Below are 19,468 nucleotides of genomic sequence, written 5' to 3'. Positions count from 1 at the left end.
GTCGGGATCAAGCCCCGAGGGTCTTTTCGGCGAGCCTCTTTCGCATGGACTCGCCTCTGATCTCGACGCGGTGGGAGGAATGAGCGAAGCCGAATATCGCGTCCTCGGTGACCTTCTCAAGACGGCGGCCGAGAACGAGAGCTACCGGATGTCGGTCGAGATCATCCGCCAGATCGCGCTCACCGGATGCCGCCGCATGGAGATGGTCACGCTGCGATGGGCGGAAGTCGATACCGATTCGAGCTGTCTCCGCCTGATCGACAGCAAGGAGGGAAGCTCCGTCCGACCCATCGGGTTGCCCGTGGTGGAATATCTGGAGAGGCGCCGGAAAGAGGCATTCGGAGATTACGTCTTCCCCGGCCGGGACGGCGAGAATGCGTTCGGGAGTTTCCCCAATCACTGGAAGAAGATCTTCGCGGCCTCGCCCCTGGCCGACATCACCCCTCACATCCTGCGCCACAGCTTCGCCAGCGTCGCGAACGATCTCGGCTTCACCGAGGTCACGATCGCTGCCTTGGTCGGTCATGCGAAGGGATCGGTCACGAGCAACTACATCCACACCCTCGACACCGCGCTGATCATGGCAGCCGATACGATCTCCGGCTACATTCAGGGGCTGCTCGACGGAGTTGAGTTCAAGCAGACCGCCTATGCGCTGGATCGCGGCTCCCGGAAAGCGGCATTGGCCCGGTTTCTACAAAAGGCAGCCGGCGATGAGGATGCGGAACATGCTGAATGCGATCATCTTGCCGCGTGAGGCCGGAGAACTTCCCTATGCCGTGGAACTGGACAACGGATAGGGCGCTCGTCAGCATGGCCGCATGACCGACCAGAAAAACTCGGGGCAGTTCAAGGTGCTCTACCGTGCGTCGCCGTAAACTCATCGGAGGACAATCAGCGGGCTGAGGTTCGAATATGCCGACCCATCGAATTCGTGTCCACCACCACGCGGATGGGGGCGCTCGTCGCCTCGTTGTTCAGTGTGGCGAGGCGGATCAAAAGCTTCACGAACTGCTTGCGCTCGGTCGGAGTGAGGGGGGCCAGAATTCGCTCCTGGACTCGCTCCACCGAGGCTTCCGCATTCTTCAGCAGCGTCGCCCCTTCACGGGAGAGGAAGAGGAGCTTTTGGCGCTTGTCCTCCGCGCTCGGCTTGCGCACCACGAGGCCGCGGCTCTCCAGCCGCTCGATGACATTGCCGATGGTGGAACGGTCGAAGGCGATGAGCGAGGACAGGCGCGTCGCATCGACCCCTGGGCGCTCCTCGATCGCCACCATGGCCGCATATTGCACCGGCGTCAGGTTGAACTCCGCGCATTCATCAAGGAACAGAGCCCATGAGATCTGATGCGCCCTGCGGATGAGGTGTCCCGGCTTCAAATAAAGATCGCTCAGGGGCATCAAGAAAAACTCCGGTTCGCGGTTTGCGCGCGGTCGCCATGGGTGATTGACAGAATGCTCAACAACGGCAAGTTTGACGCAGCTTGACGCCTAACGCAACGCGGCCGTTGCGGGGCGGGCCGGGAGCTTCCCTTCCGGCGTCGGGCCAAAATCACAGACGACATTGGGAGATGCGCATGGGTCGCCTGGAGGGTAAGGTCGCGATCATCACCGGTGGCAGCCGGGGACAGGGCGAGAGCGAGGCCTGGATGTTCGCCCGCGAGGGGGCGGCCGTCGCTATCTGCGACGTCCTTGACGCGCCCGGCGAGGCGGTCGCCCGGCAGATTTCGGATGATGGGCTCGAAGCGCGCTATTTCCATCTCGACGTGACCGATCCCACCAACTGGGCGGACGCGGTCGCGGGCGTCATCGCCTGGAAGGGGCGTCTCACGACCCTCATCAACAATGCCGGCATCGTCAACCGCACTGGCATCATGGGAACTTCGCTGGATGCCTGGAACCGCGTGCTCGCGGTCAATCTCACCGGCGCCATGCTGGGCATCCAGGCGGCAGCGCCGGCCATGCGCGACGCGGGTGGCGGCGCGGTGGTAAACATCGCCTCCGTCGCGGCCTATGTGGGCCACAACGATCCCGCCTACAGCGCCACCAAGGCGGGCCTCCTGGGCCTCACCCGTAGCGCAGCCATGGAATTCGTCGGCTGGGGCATCCGCGTAAATGCGGTGTGCCCGGGCATCATCGTGACCGGGCTGAATGCCGGCGGCGCGCATCTGGAACCCTGGCGCAGGGCGACACCCCTCGGCCGCTACGGCACCATCGAGGAGGCGGCCCGGACGGTGCTGTTTCTCGCCTCCGATGAATCGAGCTTCATCACCGGCGAGGATCTTGCTGTCGACGGCGGCTTCAAGGCCGGCGGGGCGGCGCGACGTATCTCGCTGGAAGCGGGCGTCAACCTGCCCGCGTGAGCGCGTCCGTGCCGAAAACCGGCTCTGTCGCAAGGGGAAGGCAGAGACGGCCTTCACTGGAAGCGAGGGTGCCCGGATCGGATTCGGGCCGTGAAAGACGCCCCTGACCGAGTTGACGCTTGAATTTAAGGCGTATACTTATAATCTGTGTTCTGTCTAAATTCGGTTGAATGAACTGCATGGGAGAGAGGGTGGCGCGCGGCTGACGACCATGGTCGCCAGAAATCCGCGCTCCACCACGTCCGTTGCTAGCCCAGCGTCGGCCGGAAAGCCAAAAACGACGTCGCATCCAAGTCGACGCCAATTGCCCCAACTTGAACGCCAAGCCGGCACCCTTCAGCGCCAAGCCAAGACAGATGAGCCCGGTTTCGCGCGCCCGCTGCGCCCGTGACGCCATGGGCGTCCGGAATGGCGGGTTCCGCAAGCACATGGGTACAGGGAGTGACAATGACGCGCCCCACGAATGTCCGCGCCCCGTATGAGGAAACCGACATTGTCGTCGTCGGCGGCGGCGGCTCCGGCCTCACCGCCGCGATCTTCGCCCGCAAGGCGGGAGCGAGGGTTATACTTCTGGAAAAGCACACGGAACTGCGCGGCAGCACCGGCCTTTCCATCGGCTCCATCACCGCCACCGGCACCTGGCACCAGAAGCGCGCGGGCATCAAGGACAGCCCGCAGGCCCATTTCGAGGACATGGCGAAGTTCGCGGGAGATCTCGCGGCCAACGACAATGAAGAGTTGCGCCGCATCCTGGTGGAAAACGTCACCGAGAGCGTCGACTGGCTGATGAGCCTCGGCGTGACCTTCTATGGTCCCATGCCCGAGCCGCCGCATCGCGCGCCGCGCATGCACAACATCATTCCCAACTCGCGGGCCTACATCTATTTCGTGGCCCGGGAAGCCGAGCAGGTGGGCGTCGATGCGCGCGTCAATGCCGCCGTGCAGCGGCTCGTGGTGGAGGGCGGCCGCGTGGTCGGTGTGGTGGCCAAGATCGCTGGTCGCGAGCAGGAGATCCGTGCCCGCCGGGCCGTCATCCTCGCCACCGGCGACTATTCATCGAGCCCCGAATGGAAGGGACGCTTCAACCCTGCCGTCGCCGACGTGGACGGCGTGAATACCACCAATATGGGCGACGGCCACCGCTTCGGCGAGGAACTAGGTGCGCAGGTGAAGTTCGGCGAGATCATCTACGGCCCGAACCTGCGGTTCATGCCGCCGCCGAAACCGAGCCTTCTGCTCAGCCTGCCGCCGCATCCGCTGCTCACCAATGCCATGCGCATCGCGCTGGAGCGCCTGCCCGCGGCGCTGCTGCGGCCCTTCATCCTGTCGTTCGTCACCACCTACCTCAGCCCGGAGCCGAGCCTGTTCCGCGAAGGCGCCATCCTCATCAACAAGAACGGTGAGCGCTTCGCCGACGAGCTCGACAAGCCGAACTACGCCTTTGGCAAGCAACCGGACAAGGTCGGCTACATCGTCTTCGACGACGAGGTGGCGAAGAAATTCCGCAGGTGGCCGTATTTCATCTCCACGGCCCCCGGCGTCGCCTATGCCTATCTGCAGGATTACCGGCGCAATCGGCCGGACCTGTTCCACAAGGCATCGACCCTTGGTGGCCTCGCCGCCTCCATGGGGGTTCCGGCGGGGCGGCTCGAGGCCGAGATCGCGCGCTACAACGCCTCCGCCACCGGCCGCCCGAAGCTGGCCAAGGGGCCGTATTACGCCCTCGGGCCGGTGAAGAGCTGGATCATCCTCACCGACGGCGGGCTCACGGTGAACCGCAATCACCAGGTCACCCGCGCCGATGGCAGTGCCATTCCCGGCCTCTATGCGGTGGGCTCCACCGGGCAGGGCGGGCTGCTGCTGGAGGGGCATGGGCATCACCTTGCGTGGGCCTTCACCTCGGGTCGCCTGGCGGGCCGCCATGCCGCCGGCGCCAACGCCTGAGCGCACCCGGAAAATAGTGCCGCGACGGGATGAAGGCATATTGACAGTATACGTCAATTACGTATTCTTACTAATTATCGAGACTGCGCCGCAATCACAAGAATCAGCGCCCGCGAGGCGTGAAGCGAGGAACGCGCGGAAATTCCGTCGGCCGGGCTCCACCCCGCCGCGGGAGGGGGCCATTCCAGCCGCCCCTTGTCCGCAGCGTCCCCCGGCACGAGTGTTGGACGGGAGGACCCCTTGGCATCGAGCGAATACAAAGTTCCCACCTATCCGGTGGTCAGCTTTCTGGTGAAGCGAGGGCTCATCCTGGCGGGGGTATTCGGCGTGCTGCCGCTCCTTGCCGCGCTTTATCTGGTTCTGGCCGGCTGGGGTCCGCTGATCGTGGTCGCCGGGCTCCTCGCAAGCGTCGTCACCACGGGGCTGCTCGTCAGCTATGTCGAGGTCCTGAGGGTCATCGCCGATACTTTGATGCCGAAATAGCTTCGGCCCCGGCCGGGCCCAAATCCAAAGAGAGCGGTCGCGAAGACCTGCCATTGGGAGGAAATTTGAAGATGAGCGTTTCGCAAGATCTGGACGTGGTCGTGGTGGGCGCCGGGCTCGCCGGGCTGTGTGCCGCGGTGCGCGCCGCCGAAGGCGGGCTGCGTGTGCGGGTGATCGAGAAGAGCACCGAGGAGGCCTACCTGTGCAACAGCCGCTACACGGGCGGGCTGTTCCACATCGCCATGGATGACATGGCGGGTGATGCCGCCTGGGTCGTGGACAACATCCAAAGCGCGATGCGCGGGGAGACCGACGCGGCCCTCGCCACCACGCTCGCCACCAATGCGCGCCGCACCCTCGCCTGGCTGAAGCAGCAGGGCATCCGCTTCATCAAGGCGGGGCCGGACGGCCTCAGGCAGAATTCCCTCGCCCCGCCCGGCGTGCGCCAGACCGGCCTGCACTGGCAGGGCCGCGCGGGCGACGTCATGCTGCGGACCCTCGCCGATGTGCTGCGCCGCCGGGGCGGTACGCTCAGCCGCGGGGTCGAGGCACTGGCCCTGGTCATGGAGGGCGAGCGCTGCACCGGCCTCCGGGTGCGCGAGAACGGCGTCGAGGCGGTGCTGCCCGCGCGCGCCGTGGTGCTCGCCGACGGCGGCTTCCAGGCTGACATGGAGCTGATGAGACGCTTCGTCTCGCCCGCCCCCGAGCGCCTGCTCATGCGCAATGCGCGCACCGGCAACGGGGCCGGCCTCAGGATGGCCGAAGCGGCGGGCGCGCAGTTAGTCGGCATGCAGAGCATCTACGGTCACGTCCAGTATCGCGCGGCCATGACGGATGAGCGCTTCTGGCCCTATCCGGTGCTGGATTCTCTCGCCACGGCCGGCATCGTGGTGGACGGCGCGGGCGCGCGTTTCTGCGACGAGGGGTTGGGCGGCGTCCATGTCACCAACGCCATCGCGCGCCTCGCCGATCCGCTCTCGGCGGTCATCGTATTCGACGAGGCCATCTGGAACGGGCCGGGCACCGACTGGCTGCTGCCGGCCAACCCATATCTCCTCAGCGCGGGCGGAGCGCTCGTCTCCGAGCCGACGCTGGAAGGGCTGGCTCAACAGCTCGCCATCCCCGCGGACGCGATGGCGCAAACGGTGGCGGCTTACAATGCGGCGGCCCAGGGCGGGGCGGCGGTCGCGCCCGCGCGCACCACCACCCGCTACAAGGCCTGGCCTATCCTGAAGGGGCCGTTCCACGCTGTCCCGGTCTGCGCCGGGGTGACCTACACCATGGGTGGGATCGCCACCGATGCGCGCGCGCGGGTGCTGGACGCGGACGGCGCGCCCATCCCCGGCCTGTTCGCGGCCGGGGCCACCACCGGCGGGCTCGAGGGCGGAAGCCGCTCCGGCTATTCGGGCGGCCTGTCCAAGTCCAGCGTCTTCGGCCTGATAGCCGGCGACACGCTTCTGGATCAGCTCGCCGCCAAGGCGGCCTGACCCACGCCCATTCCCGAGGCGGCACGCGCCGCCGCAATCCCTGGTGACAGCGTCGAGGGCGATCCCGTGTCACATCCCAACTATGACCGCGAAGTCGATCTCCTCGTCGCCGGAGCCGGGGCGGGCGGCATGGCGGCGGCGCTCATCGCCGCGCGCGAGGCGCTCGATGTCCTGGTGAGCGAGAAGTCGCAGCAGGTGGGTGGCACGGCCTCCACCTCCGCCGGCACGCTCTGGATTCCCGGCAACCACCAGAGCCGCGACGCCGGCTACGACGACAGCGCCGCGCAGGCTGACATCTACATGCGGGCGCTGGCTGGAAACGCAGGCAACGCGGAACTGCGCGAGGCTTATCTTTCCACCGGCCCCGAGGCCATCGACTACCTGATGGCGCACACGGATGTTCAGTTCATCCCCTGCGGCAGGCATCCGGACTACCAGTCCCAGATCCCAGGGGCGGCGGTGAGCGGGCGGGCCATCGTGCCGCGCCTGTTCGACGGACGTCTCCTGGGGAAGGATTTCGCGCGGGTGCGCCCGCCTATCCCCGAATTCATGGTGTTCGGCGGGATGATGGTGGGCAAGGACGATATTCCGCGCCTCCTCGGCCGCTTCGAGTCGTGGGCGAACTTCGCCTATTCCGCGCGTCTGTTCTTCCGCTACCTCTCGGACCGCCTGCGGCACTCCCGCGGCACCCGCGTGGTCATGGGCAATGCACTGGTGGCCCGGCTCTATTTCAGCCTGCGCAAGGCGAATGTGCCGATCGCGTTCGGCACCTCGGTGAAGGACCTCATCCGCGGGCCGAGCGGCGTCACCGGCGCCGTGCTGGAGGAGACGGGCGGTGGGTTGATCCGGGTGCGGACACGCAAGGGCGTGGTGCTGGCGACCGGGGGCTACGCGCACAACCCGGCCCTTCGTGCCGCTTTCATGCCGGACCCCATTCCCGAACGCTCGCTCGCGGCGGCCGGCAACACCGGCGACGGCATCGTCCTCGGCCAGGAGGCCGGCGCGCGGATCGCGCCCGGAGAGCACGGCACCGGGGCGTTCTGGACCCCCGTCTCCGCCCTCCGCCGCAAGGATGGATCTCAGGGGCTGTTCCCGCATCTCTCCCTCGACCGGGCGAAGCCCGGCCTCATCGCGGTCAACAAGGCTGGCCGGCGGTTCGTGGACGAGGGGGCCTCCTACCATGATTTCGTGGAGGCCATGTTCGCGGAGAACAGGACGACGCCGAGTATTCCGGCCTATCTGATCTGCGAGGCCGATTTTGTCCGCAAGTACGGCCTGGGCGCCATCTATCCGGGAACGACCAGCCTGAAGCCGTTCGCCGAGAGCGGCTACATCTTCCTTGCCCCGACGCTGGAGGACCTCGCGCGCGGGATCGGTGTCGATCCGTCGGCGCTGACGGCGACCGTCGCGCGCCACAACGGCTTTGCCGCGACCGGCGTCGACCTCGACTTCGGCAAGGGGGCGCGGGAACTGTCGCGCTTCAACGGCGATCCGGCCAACACGCCCAATCCATGCCTCGCCCCCGTCGTGAAAGGCCCGTTCTGCGCGGTGGAGGTGTGGCCGGCAGAAATCGCCTGCAGCACAGGGCTTTCCACCGACCTGGACGCCCGGGTCCTCGGCGCGGACGGCCGGCCCATTCCCGGGCTCTACGCCTGCGGCAACGACATGGCCTCCATCATGGCCGGCACCTATCCGGGACCGGGAACCACGCTCGGCCCCGCCATCGTCTTCGCCTACCGGGCCGCCATGCACGCCGCGGGCAAGGCCATCTCCACTCCCCGCCAGGGCGACGAGCACCAAGGGCTGGACGCGGCCCAATAAACGAGAGGGAACGACCATGCGCTGCTTTGAACACGCCTGCGCCGGCGCGCGCCAAAAGGGGGGGGCGGCATGCTGATCCAGATCCTCAACGGGCTCGTCTACGGCGGCCTGCTCTACATTCTCTCCGTGGGCCTCGTGCTCATCTTCGGCCTGCGGCGGGTGGTGAACTTCGCCCACGGCGCTCTGTTCATGGTCGGCGCTTATGTCGGCTACGCCGCCAACATGGTCCTCGGCTTCTGGGCGGCGGTGGCCTGTTCCATCCTGGTGCTCTCCGTCCTCGGTGTCGCGCTTGACCGCCTGGTGTTCCGGCCGCTCCAGAAGGAGGAACCCATGGTCACGGTGCTTGTGACCTTCGGCATCCTGCTCGTTCTGGAGGATGTGGTGCGCACCATCTGGGGGCGCGACCTGCTCAGCTTTCCGACGCCGGTGGCGCTCTCGGGAACGGTGGCGCTGGGCGACACCAGCTTTCCAGTCTATCGCCTGTTCGTGGTGGCCGTGGCGGTGCTGGTGGCGGCGGGGCTCAGCCTCTGGCTGAGGACGAGCCGCGCCGGCCTCTATGTGCGTGCCTCCAGCGTCGATCCGCTGACAACAGGGATGCAGGGCGTGGACACCGAGCGCCTGAGTGCGCTGGTGGTGGGGATGGGCTCGGCACTGGCCGGCCTCTCCGGCGTCATCGCCGCGCCGCTGCTCGCACTCTCGCCCTCCATGGGCAGCTCGATCCTGATCGAGAGCTTCATCGTGGTGGTCACCGGCGGCCTCGGCTCCTTCACCGGCGCCTTCGTGGCGGCGCTGGTCATCGGCCAGCTGCACAATCTCGGGGTGGTCTACGTGCCCCACATCGCGTCCATGATCCCGCTCATCCTCATGGTGGCGGTTCTGATCTGGCGCCCCAATGGCATCGTGAGGACCTGACCCATGAGCGAGACCTCCAACCTCTCCACGACCCTGGCCGAGGCCCCCATGGCCCGGCGCGGCATCGCCTTCCCGGTGACGCTTGCGCTCGTCGCGGTGGCGGGGGCGCTGGTGCCCGGCCATATCGGCTCGGCGCTGCTGCTCACCCTGCTCACCCAGGCCACCATCGGCGCCGTGCTAGCGACTTCCGTGGGCATCCTCATCCGCCAGAACGGGCTGGTGAGCTTCGGTCACGCCGCCTTCTTCGGCGGAGCGGCCTATATCGTGGCGCTGGCGGCGCAGAGCGGCATCGTCTCGGCCGAGGTGGTCGTGGTCGCCGCCGTGCTGGTGCCGGCTACGGTGGCCTTCGCCGTCGCCTTCGTGATGCTGCGCGTCTCCGGCGTCGCCTTCTCCATGCTCACCCTGGCGGTGGCCGAGGCGTTGCACGAGCTGATGATGCGCTGGCGGGAACTGGCCAATGGCGAGGACGGCCTTCCGGCGCGTCTGCCGAGCACGCTGTTCGGCCTGCCGATCGCCACGTTCCAGCGTCCCGAGACCATGTTCGTGGTGTGCTGGATCGTGCTGATGGCGCTCATCGCCGTCCTGTGGCTGCTGTCGCGCAGCCATCTCGGCACGCTCACCCTCGCCATTCAGGACAATGAGGAGCGGGCCCGCTTCATCGGCTACGAGACGCTGGTGCCCCGCGCCATCGTGTTCGCCCTGTCGGCCGGCATCGCCGCCATGGGTGGCGTGCTGTTCGCCCTCTACAACGGCTTCGTCACGCCGGACGTGCTGCACTGGAGCCTCTCGGGCGAGGCGCTGGTGATGGCCATCATCGGCGGCGCGCGCACCCTGTGGGGGCCGGCGCTGGGGGCGGTGGTGTTCTTCTTCCTGCGCGATGCCGCAGGCAGCTACACCGAGCATTGGCAGGCGCTCATCGGCATCGTGCTCATCACCGTCACCGTTGCCCTGCCGACGGGCCTGTCCGGCGCCATCGTCCTTCTCGTGAGCCGCATCAAGGGAGGCCGCAATGGTTGAGGCCCTGAGTCTCGAGGCGCGCGGCCTCACCCGCAAATACGGCGGCTTCACCGCTCTGCGGGACGTATCCATCTCGCTGAGCCGGGGCGAGATCCGCGGTCTCATCGGCTCCAACGGTGCCGGCAAGTCCACCTGCATGGACGTGCTTTCGGGCCGCAGCCGTGGCACTGGCTCGTCGGGCACGGTGCTGCTGGAAGGGGCGGACATCAGTGCCCTGAGCGAACGCGCGCGCCGGCACGCCGGGCTCGCGCGCTCATTCCAGAAGACCAACATCTTTCCCGAGCTCACGGTGCGCAAGCAGGTGGAGCTCGCCGCCCGCAAGGCCGAGGTGGACAACACCGAGGACGTGCTGCGCGAATTGAACCTGCTGCCCCACGCGGAGCGTCGCGCCGCGGACATCTCCTACGGCGACCAGCGGCGCGTGGACCTCGCCCTGTCGCTGGTGGGGCGGCCCAAGGTGCTGCTGCTCGACGAGCCGGCGGCGGGCCTGACCATGGGCGAATCCATCGCCCTCGCCCACATGCTGCGTGATCTGGCTGAACGCTGGCGCCTCACCGTGCTCATCGTGGAGCACGACATGGAGGTGATCTTTTCCATCTGCGCACGCGTCACGGTGCTCCATCTCGGCCAGATCCTCGCAGAGGGCACGCCGGACGAGGTGCGCGGCAACACGGACGTGGTGAAGGCCTATCTCGGGAGCGCCGCCGCATGACCCTCCTTGATCTCGAAAAGGTGGATGCAGGCTACGGCTCGGCTCGGGTCCTGCACGATGTCTCGCTCAAGGTCTCGCCGGGCGAGCGGGTGGCCATCCTCGGCCGCAACGGCGTCGGCAAGACCTCCGTGGTGAACACGCTGATCGGCGTCGCCGCGCGCCGGGCGGGGAAGGTCGCCTTCAAGGGCCGGCCGGTGTCGGACATCCGCGCCTATTCGGCGGCGCGCGCGGGGCTTTCCATCGTGCCCCAGGGGCGGCGCATCGTGCCGACCCTCACGGTCCGCGAGAATCTCACGCTCGGCGCCGCGCCGGGCCGGCCGGGGCCATGGGACCTGGAGGCGGTGTTCGGCATGTTCCCGATCCTTCGGGAGCGCGCGGAGACGCTCGGCACCGCCATGAGCGGCGGCCAGCAGCAGATGCTCGCCATCGGCCGCGCGCTGATGTCGAACCCGGAGCTGCTGATCCTGGATGAGCCCAGCGAGGGGCTTGCTCCGGTGGTGGTGGACGAACTCGGCGACGCCCTCACCAGGCTTGCCGACAAGGGCACGTCGATCCTGCTCATCGAGCAGAACCTCGGCCTCGTCCGGTCGGTGGCGGAGCGCTACTACGTGCTCTCGAAGGGCGCGGTGGTCGAGGAAGGCCACCTGTCCGGCCTGTCCATGGAAACGCTGAAGAAGCACGTGGCGGTTTGACCGCGCGCCCGCCGCGCACTTGCCGCGCGCACCCGCGCCAAAGGGCGTGATGACCAGGTCAACAAAGCAAAACAGAACCGGGAGGAAAAGATGTTGCTCAACAGGCGTGTATTACTGGCCGCAACGGGTTTCGCCGCGCTGGCCCTCGGCGGGCCGGCGCTGGCGCAGCAGAAGGAACCGCTGCTCATCGGCGTGCCCACCGCGCTCACCGGCCCCTATGGCGACCTTGGCGAGCAGGCGCGCCGCGCCGTGCTGCTCGCGGTGGATGAGGCCAACGCCGCCGGCGGCGTCGACGGGCGCAAGGTGGAGGTGCGCTTCCTCGACACCCAGGCCAAGGCCGAGTCAGCCCGCCAGCAGGCCGAGAAGCTGGCTCTGTCGGGCTACAAGATCCTCACCGGCGCCATCGCGTCCGGCGAGGCACTCGCCATCGGTCCGCAGCTCGAGCGCTGGGACGCGATGTATGTGGCGACCATCAACAAGGCCGACGAGATCACCGGAAAGTCGTGCAACCGCCGGCTCTTCCGCGTGAACCACCCGGACTATTCGGATGCCGCCGTGGTGCGCCCGTGGCTGGCGACGCGCAATGAAGGCAAGTGGGCCATCATGGCCTCCGACACCGCATGGGGCCGCAACTCGGCGGCGAGCTTCGCCAAGGCCGCCGAGACAACCGGCAAGACGGTGGTGGCGGAAGGCTTCGCCAGCCTCGGCACCAACGATTTCGCTCCCTATATCCAGAAGATCGCCGATTCAGGGGCGCAAGGCCTTTGGGTCGCGCTCGCGGGGCGCGACGCCATCAATTTCGCCACCCAGGCCAAGCAGTTCGGCCTGCTCGGCAAGGTGACCACGGCGGGGGTGAGCTTCGTCACCGACAATACAGCCAAGACACTGGGAGACACCGCCAAGGGTATTCTCGGCGTGATCAACTATAGCTCCACGTTCGATTCGCCCGAGAACAAGGCGTTCGTGCAGGCGTGGGAGAAGAAGTATCCGGGCACGACACCCTCCAATTTCGAGGGCGAGACCTATATCGGCATGCAGGTCATCTTCCAGGCGGTGAAGAAGGCGGGCAGCGTGAAGCCCGCGGACGTCAGCGCCGCCATGGAGGGCACCACCTTCAGGACCGTGTTCGGCGATGCGCTGATGCGCAAGGAGGACCACCAGCTGGTGGTGCCCAACTTCTTCGGCGACATGGTGGAGGTGAACGGCCAGCCGAAGCCGGTGATCACCATGGTGGTCAGCGCCGCCGAGGCGATGCCGGCGCCCGATCCGGCCTGCAAGATGTGATCCGCCGCCCGCCGGCGTCGACCTGGGGCCGCCGCATCCCCGCAGCGGCCCGCTCACACTGGGGGACAGTGGCTTGAATACCATCGATCTGAATGGGCGCGGCGCCGTGGTGACGGGCGGCGCCGGCGGCATCGGCCGCGCCATCGCCGAGCGGCTCGCCGCCTCCGGCTGCCGCGTCGCCATCTGGGACCTCGCCGTGGAGGAGGGCGAGCGCGACGGCTTCCTCTTCCAGAAGGTGGACGTGATCGACGAGACGGCGGTTGCCGCCGCCGCCATCCGCGCCGACGACCTGCTCGGCGGCATCGACATCCTCGTCAACAATGCGGGAATCACCGGCCCCACCGAGCTGCTCGAACACTACGACTACGCCGCCTGGCGGCGCACGGTGGAGGTCAATCTCCACAGTGTCTTCCTGTGCAGCCGCGCGGTCATCGCCGGCATGCGGGCACGCGCGTCCGGGCGCATCGTCAATATCGCCTCGGTGGCGGGCAAGGAGGCCAACCCCACCATGTCCGCCTATTCGGCCGCCAAGGCTGGGGTCATCGCTCTCACCAAGGCGCTCGCGCGCGAACTCGCCGAGACCGGCATCCTCGTCAATTGCGTCACGCCCGGCCTCATCGGAACCGAACTCTTGAAGCAGATGTCGCCTGAGGCGGTGGCGGCCTCGCGCAGCAAGATACCGGTCAACCGAGTGGGCGAGCCGAAGGAGGTGGCCGCCATGGTGGCGTGGCTGTGCTCGGACGAGTGCAGCTTTTCCACCGGCGCGGCGTTCGACATCTCCGGCGGCCGCTCGTCCTACTGAGGGCGGGCGTGGCATGAAGCCGGCGCCGCCCATAACTGAGGCCGAGACCCCGCGGGTTGGGCACAACCCTCTGCTTTCCCTTCTAGTAATCTTACACCAATTGCTCCGGAATCAGTTGCCGTCGATTGACACGTATACTGATAAACAGTATACGTTCTAACTAGCCGGGGCGAATGTCTCCGGTTCAACAGAAGAACGATGCGCGGCCGTCTCGCTCAATGGCGCGATCGCCGCAGAGCCAGTCCGGCGGAGCATCCCGCACGCCGGACTTCAGCCTGCCGTCCCGCCGGTCCACCGGCGAAAAAGGGAGGATTGCCTGATGTCCATGATGACCCACGCGGACGTGGCCAACGCCATGCAGCCCGAGGATACGCCGGCCTTGAAGGCCCTCTACGAAGGCTTCGCGGCCGAGCATCTCATGCCGCTGTGGACCCAGATCGACGACCTCATGCCCGTCCACCCGGCGCCCAAGGCGGTGCCGCACGTGTGGAAGTGGCAGAAGCTGCTGCCGCTGGCGGAGGAATCCGGGCGCCTCGTGCCGGTAGGCCGGGGCGGCGAGCGCCGCGCGCTCGGCCTCGCCAATCCCGGGCTCGGCGGCCGGCCCTATGTGAGCCCTACCCTATGGGCGGCGATCCAGTATCTCGGCCCGCGCGAGACCGCGCCGGAGCACCGCCATGCGCAGAACGCCTTCCGCTTTGTGATAGAGGGCGAGGGCGTATGGACCGTGGTGGACGGCGACCCAGTGCGCATGAGCCGCGGCGACTTCCTGCTCACCCCCGGCTGGTGTTTCCACGGCCACCACAACGACACCGACCAGCCCATGGCTTGGATCGATGGCCTCGACATTCCCTTCAGCTATCAGAACGACGTCGGCTTCTTCGAGTTCGGCTCGGAGCGCGTCACCGACTACGCGACGCCGCGCTTCTCGCGGGGCGAGCGGCTGTGGGCGCATCCGGGCCTGCGCCCCCTCTCGGGGCTGAAGGAGACGGTGTCCTCGCCCATCGGCGCCTATCGCTGGGAGCACACCGACCGCGCCCTCGCCGAGCAGCTCCTGCTGGAGGAGGAAGGCCAGCCCGCCACCGTCGAGCAGGGTCACGCCGCCGTGCGCTACGTGAACCCGACCAATGGCGGCGACGTGCTGCCCACCATGCGCGCCGAGTTCCACCGCCTGCGCGCGGGCACGGTGACGCCGACCCGCCGCGAGGTGGGCTCCACCGTGTTCCAGGTGTTCGACGGCCGCGGCGGCGTCGTGATCGGCGGGCAGGAGCACGCCCTCGAGGTGGGCGACCTCTTCGTCGTTCCGTCCTGGGTGCCGTGGTCGCTGTGGGCCGAGGACCAGTTCGACCTGTTCCGCTTCTCCGATGCGCCCATCATGGAGCGGCTCGCCTTCGCGCGCACCGCCGTCGAGCAGGTGGATCGGTGACGGGGGCCGCCGAAAGCGCCGCGCGGGAGGCCCTGCGCGCGCGACAGGGCCCGGGGGCGCGCTACGACGCGGGTCTGGCCCCGGCGGGTGAGCTCGCCCTCGCGCGCCGGGGCACGGCCTATTTCGCGCGGGTGCTCAACGGCCTTCCGGACGAGGACTTCGGCGCGCCGTCCCTGGTGCCGGGCTGGACGCGAGCCCGCGTCATCGCCCATGTGGGCTACAATGCGCGGGCGCTGGCGCGGCTCGTGGAAGGCGCGCGCACCGGGGTCGACCTGCCCATGTACGCCTCCGAGGCGGCGCGGGCAGAGGAGATCGAGACCGGCGCGAGCCTGCCGCCGCGGGCGCTGCGCAACCTCTTCCGCCACGCCGCGGTGCATCTCGACGTGGAGTGGCGCGACCTCGCCGATGCCGGCTGGGACGTCGACGCCCGCGGCCGGAGCGGCGCGCCGCTCCCCGTCCGCGACACGCCTTGGCTGCGGGCGCAGGAAGTGTGGCTGCACGCCGTCGATCTCGATTGCGGCGGCTCCTGCAGCGATTTTCCGTCCGAGCTCGCTGGCCGGCTGCTCGCCACGCTTGCGGGCGCCGCCGGGTTCACCTTCGACCCGATGCCGACGTCGCAGGCCGAGACCCGCCTAACGGGCGCGGACACGGACGTTTCCGGCCGGACCCCCGATCTCTTGCGCTGGCTCGCGGGACGGGGCGCGCGCCGCCTCGCCGGCGACCTGCCCGACCTCCCCGGCCCCGCGGATGGGGGCTAGGCCGCGCCACTGCCGAGATCGTTTCCATCCTGGTCCCGGACCGGGCTCCGCGCATCATTCAGGAGGAATGCCTTGACTGACCTTGCCACCCTTGAGCCGCCGACCTTCGTCTTTCCCCGGCCCGCGCTGCCCTCCGTCTCGGTGCGTGGCGAGCGGGCCGAGTATCCGGTGCGGCGCATCTTCTGCGTCGGACGCAACTATGCCGACCACGCCAAGGAGATGGGCGTCGAGGTGGATCGCGAGGCGCCGTTCTACTTCACCAAGTCGCCGCTCACCCTGGTCCACACCGGCGCGCGCGTGCCCTATCCACCGGGCACGCAGAACTATCACTATGAGATGGAGCTGGTGGTGGCCATCGGCGCCGAGGCCTACAAGGTGGCCGTGGCGGATGCGCCGAAGGCGGTGTTCGGCTACGCCACAGGCCTCGACATGACCCGTCGCGACCTCCAGCTCGAAGCCCGCGGCAAGCAGCGGCCGTGGGACTTCGGCAAGGATTTCGAGCAGTCCGCCGTCATCGCGCCCCTCACGCGGGCGGACCGGTTCGCGCTCGCCGACCAGCCCATCCGCCTCACGGTGAACGGGACGGTGAAGCAGGACGCGCATCTGTCCGACCTCATCTGGTCGGTGCCGGAGATCATCAGCCACCTCTCGCGCTACTACCACCTGGGGCCGGGTGACCTGATCTACACCGGGACCCCAGCCGGCGTCGGACCCGTGGTCGCGGGCGACCAGATCCTCGGCACCATCGAAGGCCTCGCCCCGGTGGAGCTGTCCGTAGGAGCGGCGGAATGACCTTCTACGGCTATTTCCGCAGCTCGGCCGCCTATCGCTGCCGCATCGCCTTCAACCTGAAGGGCCTCGCCCCGCCGCTCGCACCCATCCATCTGCGGCGCGGCGAGCAGCGCGCGGACGCGTTCCGTACGGTGAATCCGCAGGCCCTGGTGCCGGCACTGGTGGAGGACGGAACCATCCTCACCCAATCCCTCGCCATCATCGAGTGGCTGGAGGAGACTCATCCGGAACCGCCGCTGTTGCCGACCGATCAGGCGGCGCGGGCACGAGCGCGGGCCTTCGCCCTCGCCATCTGCTGCGACATCCACCCACTGCAGAATTTGCGGGTGCTGGACTATCTCAAGCGCGAGCTCGGCGCCGACCAGGCGGCGCTCGATGCCTGGTGCCGGCGCTGGATCGGCGACGGCCTCGCCGCCTGCGAGGCGCTGCTGGCGCGCGAGCGCGAGGCGCCCTTTGCCTTCGGCGCGGCCCCGGGCATCGCCGAGATCTGCCTCATCCCGCAGATGTTCTCCGCCGACCGCTTTGGCGTGGACCTCGCCGGCATGCCCCGCCTCAGGCGTCTGCGCGCCGTCTGCGAGGCGCTTCCCGCCTTCGCCGATGCCCATCCCGCCCGCCAGCCCGACGCCGAGGCAGCCTGAGCGGGCTGCACCATGGCCTACGCGCCGCCACCTCGGCGGGCCCCACACAATACCTGCCGAAAGGGAACGAAATGTCCGAGAAGCGCTCCATCCTCGTCGCCGGCGGCGGCATCGGCGGGCTCGCTGCTGCCCTTGGCCTCGCCAAGCACGGCTTCTGCGTCACCGTCCTCGAACGGGCACCGGTGCTCGGCGAGATCGGCGCCGGCATCCAGCTCGGGCCGAACGCCTTCCACTGCTTCGACTGGCTGGGCGTGGGCGATCAGGCGCGCGCCATGGCGGTCTATATAGACAGCCTGCGCCTCATGGATGCCATCAGTGGCGAGGAACTGACCCGCATCCCCCTCGACGACGCGTTCCGCAACCGCTTCCGCAACCCCTACGGCGTCATCCACCGTGGCGACCTGCACGGCGTGCTGCTCAGCGCCGCCCGTGCCAACCCGCTGGTGGAGCTGCGCACCAGCGCGGAAGTGGTGGACTACGACCAGGACGGGGCGGGTGTCACCGGCACCCTCGCCAATGGCGAGACGGTGCATGGCGCTGCCCTGATCGGTGCCGACGGCCTGTGGTCAAACGTCCGCAAGAAGGTGGTGGGTGACGGCAACCCGCGGGTGTCAGGCCACACTACTTACCGCTCCGTCATTCCCACCGAGCACATGCCAGAGGACCTGCGCTGGAATGCGGCCACTCTTTGGGCCGGCCCGAAGTGCCACATCGTCCACTACCCGCTGTCGGGCTGGAAGGTGTTCAACCTCGTGGTCACCTACCACAACGACGCCCCCGAGCCGGTGGCGGGCCAGCCGGTGACGGCCGAGGAGGTGCGCCGCGGCTTCGAGCACGTGAACGAGCGCGCCAGACGCATCATCGATCACGGCCGCGACTGGAAGCTGTGGGTGCTGTGCGACCGCGAGCCGGTGGAGAACTGGCAGGACGGCCGCGTCGTTCTGCTCGGCGATGCGGCCCATCCCATGCTGCAGTATTTCGCCCAGGGCGCCTGCATGGCCATGGAGGATGCGGTGTGCCTCGCCAACGCCTGCGCCGCCACCAGCGACATCGAGGCCGCCTTCCGCGCCTACCAGAACCAGCGGCGGCTGCGCACCGCCCGGGTGCAACTCCAGTCGCGCTGGATTGGCGAGCACATCTACCACCCGGCCGGGGGCCATGCGGACCTGCGCAACGCCATCATCCGCTCCAAGAGCCCCGAGGACTGGTATCGCACCGTGGACTGGCTCTACGGGGGCTCAGGCATCGCCGGCTCCTTTGGTCCGGAGGCGCCGCAGTCGCGGACCGCCGAGCAAACGAATGCGGAGCCATTGACCGTTGTGGAAGCCTGAGCCGGAACGGGATGCCCCCATCGCTATCCGCGTCTGCGGCTTGCCGAAATCTCTCCTGCTTCCCGGCCGCCGGCGCGTGCGGAGCACAGCCAGCCGGGCGAAGGAGGAGCGATAGGCATTAGGAAGGCCACGGCCCATCCGGCTGCAGGACGAAAAAGATATTCAAGAAAAGGCATGGAGACACATGCCCAATAGGGAGGACGACCATGCTGAAGATTTGGATAGCGCTGGCAGCGGGCTGCGTCGCCGTCGCCCCGGTTCCGGCGCGCGCGGAGTTCACGGGGGGCGTCGTACGCATCGGTGTCCTCAACGATCAGTCTGGCATCTACGCCGACATGGCGGGCCCCGGCTCGGTGGAGGCGGCGAAGATCGCGATCGAGCAGTTCGGCGGGAAGGTGGGCAACATCCCAATCGAAATCGTGGTCGGCGATCACCAGAACAAGCCGGACGTCGGCCTGAACATCGCGCGGCAGTGGCTCGACGTCGGCGGCGTGGACATGATCGTGGATATCCCGAATTCCGCGATCGCTCTGGCCGTCGCGGGACTCGTGAAGGACAAGAACAAGGTCGCTGTGATCACCACCTCCAATAGCAACCGCCTCACCGGAGATGCATGCTCCCCCAATCATGTGCAGTGGACGCTCGACAATTACAGTCTCGCCAAGAGCACCGGGTCGCAAGTGGTCAAGTCGGGCGGCACCAGCTGGTTCTTCATCACGGCCGACTACGCCTTCGGTCACGATATGGAGCGTGAGGCCGGCCAGATCGTCAAGGATGCCGGCGGAACCGTGGTGGGCGCGGTGAGACACCCCCTCAACACGTCTGATCTGTCGTCGTTCCTGCTGCAGGCCCAAGGATCGGCCGCGAAGGTCATCGCTCTTGCTGACGCAGGCAGCGACTTCACCACTGCGGTCAAGCAGGCGAAAGAGTTCGGTATCGTGCAGAAGGGCCAGAGCCTCGCCGGCCTCGCAGTCTATCTAACCGACGTGCATGCCCTCGGCCTCGCCGCCGG

General features: G+C 67.9%; 19 protein-coding genes. 18 read left to right on the top strand and 1 reads right to left on the bottom strand.

Features of this window, described 5'->3' with window-relative positions:
• Positions 1 to 757, top strand: a 757-nt coding sequence (locus V5F77_RS26190) for a tyrosine-type recombinase/integrase (protein ID WP_429008066.1), incomplete at its 5' end; no start/stop codon positions are given.
• Between the two features lie 137 nt (positions 758 to 894).
• On the opposite strand, the gene V5F77_RS26185 is transcribed toward V5F77_RS26190, so the two are convergent.
• Positions 895 to 1,398 carry a MarR family winged helix-turn-helix transcriptional regulator gene (locus tag V5F77_RS26185; RefSeq protein ID WP_429008065.1) on the bottom strand — a complete coding sequence of 168 codons (504 nt, stop codon included), beginning with the start codon at positions 1,396 to 1,398 and terminating at the stop codon, positions 895 to 897.
• A 176-nt stretch (positions 1,399 to 1,574) separates the two neighbouring features.
• Here V5F77_RS26185 and V5F77_RS26180 point away from each other — a divergent pair, with 176 nt between their 5' ends.
• From V5F77_RS26180 to V5F77_RS26100, 17 genes are all read left to right on the top strand, one after another.
• Complete coding sequence (locus V5F77_RS26180; protein WP_429008064.1) at positions 1,575 to 2,360, top strand: SDR family NAD(P)-dependent oxidoreductase; 786 nt, start codon at positions 1,575 to 1,577, stop codon at positions 2,358 to 2,360.
• Between the two features lie 447 nt (positions 2,361 to 2,807).
• The gene (locus V5F77_RS26175; protein WP_429008063.1) at positions 2,808 to 4,304 is read left to right on the top strand and encodes an FAD-dependent oxidoreductase; all 1,497 of its coding nucleotides are present in this window, start codon (positions 2,808 to 2,810) and stop codon (positions 4,302 to 4,304) included.
• 240 nt (positions 4,305 to 4,544) lie between these two features.
• Positions 4,545 to 4,787 carry a hypothetical protein gene (locus tag V5F77_RS26170; RefSeq protein WP_429008062.1) on the top strand — a complete coding sequence of 81 codons (243 nt, stop codon included), beginning with the start codon at positions 4,545 to 4,547 and terminating at the stop codon, positions 4,785 to 4,787.
• Positions 4,788 to 4,858: 71 nt separating this feature from the next.
• Entirely contained in the window at positions 4,859 to 6,274 is a 1,416-nt protein-coding gene (locus tag V5F77_RS26165) for an FAD-dependent oxidoreductase (protein WP_429008061.1), read from the top strand.
• A gap of 66 nt (positions 6,275 to 6,340) precedes the next feature.
• Positions 6,341 to 8,095 (top strand): FAD-binding protein, encoded by a 1,755-nt coding sequence (locus V5F77_RS26160; RefSeq protein WP_429008060.1) that lies wholly within the window; start codon positions 6,341 to 6,343, stop codon positions 8,093 to 8,095.
• A gap of 69 nt (positions 8,096 to 8,164) precedes the next feature.
• On the top strand, positions 8,165 to 9,007 hold the full coding sequence (locus V5F77_RS26155) for a branched-chain amino acid ABC transporter permease (RefSeq protein WP_429008059.1): 843 nt from the start codon (positions 8,165 to 8,167) through the stop codon (positions 9,005 to 9,007).
• A gap of 3 nt (positions 9,008 to 9,010) precedes the next feature.
• The gene (locus V5F77_RS26150) at positions 9,011 to 10,024 is read left to right on the top strand and encodes a branched-chain amino acid ABC transporter permease (protein ID WP_429008058.1); all 1,014 of its coding nucleotides are present in this window, start codon (positions 9,011 to 9,013) and stop codon (positions 10,022 to 10,024) included.
• Positions 10,017 to 10,736: an ABC transporter ATP-binding protein gene (locus V5F77_RS26145; RefSeq protein ID WP_348841997.1), complete on the top strand. Its 720-nt coding sequence runs from the start codon at positions 10,017 to 10,019 to the stop codon at positions 10,734 to 10,736. Before V5F77_RS26150 ends, V5F77_RS26145 begins: the two co-directional genes overlap by 8 nt.
• Positions 10,733 to 11,428: an ABC transporter ATP-binding protein gene (locus tag V5F77_RS26140; protein ID WP_429008057.1), complete on the top strand. Its 696-nt coding sequence runs from the start codon at positions 10,733 to 10,735 to the stop codon at positions 11,426 to 11,428. The genes V5F77_RS26145 and V5F77_RS26140 overlap by 4 nt, the downstream gene beginning before the upstream one ends.
• Before the next feature lie 90 nt (positions 11,429 to 11,518).
• Positions 11,519 to 12,712: an ABC transporter substrate-binding protein gene (locus V5F77_RS26135; protein ID WP_429008056.1), complete on the top strand. Its 1,194-nt coding sequence runs from the start codon at positions 11,519 to 11,521 to the stop codon at positions 12,710 to 12,712.
• A gap of 73 nt (positions 12,713 to 12,785) precedes the next feature.
• Complete coding sequence (locus V5F77_RS26130; RefSeq protein WP_429008055.1) at positions 12,786 to 13,514, top strand: SDR family NAD(P)-dependent oxidoreductase; 729 nt, start codon at positions 12,786 to 12,788, stop codon at positions 13,512 to 13,514.
• A gap of 319 nt (positions 13,515 to 13,833) precedes the next feature.
• Positions 13,834 to 14,937, top strand: coding sequence for a cupin domain-containing protein (locus V5F77_RS26125; protein WP_429008054.1), 1,104 nt, complete (start codon positions 13,834 to 13,836; stop codon positions 14,935 to 14,937).
• On the top strand, positions 14,934 to 15,695 hold the full coding sequence (locus V5F77_RS26120; RefSeq protein ID WP_429008053.1) for a maleylpyruvate isomerase family mycothiol-dependent enzyme: 762 nt from the start codon (positions 14,934 to 14,936) through the stop codon (positions 15,693 to 15,695). Before V5F77_RS26125 ends, V5F77_RS26120 begins: the two co-directional genes overlap by 4 nt.
• A gap of 72 nt (positions 15,696 to 15,767) precedes the next feature.
• Positions 15,768 to 16,487 carry a fumarylacetoacetate hydrolase family protein gene (locus tag V5F77_RS26115; RefSeq protein WP_429008052.1) on the top strand — a complete coding sequence of 240 codons (720 nt, stop codon included), beginning with the start codon at positions 15,768 to 15,770 and terminating at the stop codon, positions 16,485 to 16,487.
• Positions 16,484 to 17,125 (top strand): maleylacetoacetate isomerase, encoded by a 642-nt coding sequence (gene maiA / locus V5F77_RS26110; protein ID WP_429008051.1) that lies wholly within the window; start codon positions 16,484 to 16,486, stop codon positions 17,123 to 17,125. The genes V5F77_RS26115 and maiA overlap by 4 nt, the downstream gene beginning before the upstream one ends.
• Before the next feature lie 71 nt (positions 17,126 to 17,196).
• Positions 17,197 to 18,456: a 3-hydroxybenzoate 6-monooxygenase gene (locus tag V5F77_RS26105; RefSeq protein ID WP_429008050.1), complete on the top strand. Its 1,260-nt coding sequence runs from the start codon at positions 17,197 to 17,199 to the stop codon at positions 18,454 to 18,456.
• Between the two features lie 206 nt (positions 18,457 to 18,662).
• Positions 18,663 to 19,468, top strand: an 806-nt coding sequence (locus tag V5F77_RS26100; protein ID WP_429008049.1) for an ABC transporter substrate-binding protein, incomplete at its 3' end; no start/stop codon positions are given.

The sequence above is a fragment of the Roseixanthobacter psychrophilus genome, assembly GCF_043195195.1.
GTDB lineage: Bacteria > Pseudomonadota > Alphaproteobacteria > Rhizobiales > Xanthobacteraceae > NCEH01.
This window is presented reverse-complemented; position numbering and strand designations above follow the sequence as displayed.